At 72.8% G+C, this 1,814-nt stretch carries 1 protein-coding gene; it reads left to right on the top strand.

The annotated features are described in order from the left end of the window. A partial coding sequence (locus tag FV228_RS28610; protein WP_147857570.1) for a PBP1A family penicillin-binding protein occupies positions 1-1,814 on the top strand: 1,814 nt, incomplete at both ends.

Below are 1,814 nucleotides of genomic sequence, written 5' to 3'. Positions count from 1 at the left end.
CTGCGGCGCCGGCCCGTTCTGCTCGCCGCCGGGGCCGCGATCCTGCTGCCGGCCCTGGCGCTGGCGGTCTACCTGCTGGCCGCCCTGGTGACCCTGCCGCCGCTGGGCGGGGCGGTCGTCGAGACCGGCCAGCGGGCGATCACCGTCGAGGCCGATGACGGCCGGGTCTTCGCCACCCGGGGCAGCTTCCGCGGCCAGAAGCTCACCGCCGCCGACCTGCCCCCGAACCTCGCCAAGGCGATCGTCGCGATCGAGGATCGCCGGTTCTACAGCCACTGGGGCATCGACCTGCGTGGCCTCGCCCGCGCCGCCTGGCGCAACGCCGCGGGCGGCGGGGTGCGCGAGGGCGGCTCGACGATCACGCAGCAATATGTCCGCCTGACCTCGCTCAACCAGGAGAAGACGCTCTGGCGCAAGGTCCAGGAGGCGTTCCTGGCGCTGCGGGTCGAGACCACGATGAGCAAGGACGAGATCCTGCTCGGCTATCTCGACGCCGCCTATTTCGGGGCCGGCGCCTACGGGGCGGACGCGGCCGCCCGGCGCTATTTCGGCAAGCCCGCCAAGGCCCTGACCCTGCCCGAGGCGGCCATGCTGGCCGGGCTGGTGCGGGCGCCCTCGCAGCTCGCCCCCACCCGCAACCTCGGCGGCGCCAAGGAGCGGGCCGACGTGGTGCTCCAGGCCATGGTGGAGACCGGGGCGATCTCGCAGAAGGAGGCCGACGCCGCGCGCAAGCAGAGCGTCACCCTGAAGTCTCCGCCCGAGGCGCCGCCCGGCACCAACTACTTCCTCGACATGATCGCCGGCGACGTGAAGCGGCTCGCCGGCACCGACGGCGACATGACGGTGCGCTCCACCCTCAACCTCGACCTGCAGAGCCTCGCGGAGGGCGTCGTCGCCAGGCGCCTCGACAAGGACGGCGCCAAGCGCAAGGTCGGCCAGGCCGCCATGGTGGTGCTGTCGAAGGCCGGTGCGATCCTCGCGATGGTGGGCGGCCGGGATTACGAGGACAGCCAGTTCAACCGGGCGGTCCAGGCCAAGCGCCAGCCGGGCTCGCTGTTCAAGCTCCTGGTCTACCTGACGGCCTACGAGCAGGGCCTGACGCCCGAGAGCGTGATGGACGATCGCCCGGTGCGCATCGGCGACTGGGAGCCCGAGAACGACGACGGGCGCTATCGCGGCTCTGTGCCGCTGCGGACCGCCTTCGCGCTGTCGATCAACACGGTGGCGGCTCAGCTCGGGCAGGATGTCGGCATCCCGGCGGTGATCGCCACCGCGCGCAAGCTGGGGATCCAGTCCGAGCTGCCGAACGTGCCGAGCCTCGTCCTCGGGTCCGGCACCGTCAGCCTGCTGGAGATGACCCGCGCCTACGGCTCCGTGCTCTCCGGCCGCGCGCCGCTCGCGAGCTTCGGCATCCACGCGATCCGCGGGGCGGCCCCGCAGCCGCTCTACGTCCGGGCCGAGCCGGCGCCGGCCGCCACCTTGGCGCAGGAGCCGCGCCAGATGATGCTCGATTCGCTCCAGGCGGTGGTCGATTCAGGGACCGGCCGGGCGGCGCGGGTGCCGGGCCAGATCATCGGCGGCAAGACCGGCACCAGCCAGGATTTCCGCGACGCCTGGTTCGTCGGCATGACCCCGGACCTCGTGGTCGGGGTCTGGATCGGCAACGACGACGACAGCCCGATGAACCGGATGTTCGGCGGCGAGATGCCGGCCGGGATCTTCCACGATTTCGTCCAGCGGGCCTCCGCGCAGCTCGCCAAGGGCCGTCCGCGCCCGTCGGCGGAACGGGCCGAGCCGGCCCCGGCGGTTGCGGC

Origin of the sequence: Methylobacterium sp. WL18 (assembly GCF_008040015.1) — a bacterium.
In the GTDB taxonomy this organism is placed as follows: Bacteria; Pseudomonadota; Alphaproteobacteria; order Rhizobiales; family Beijerinckiaceae; genus Methylobacterium; species Methylobacterium mesophilicum.
This window is presented reverse-complemented; position numbering and strand designations above follow the sequence as displayed.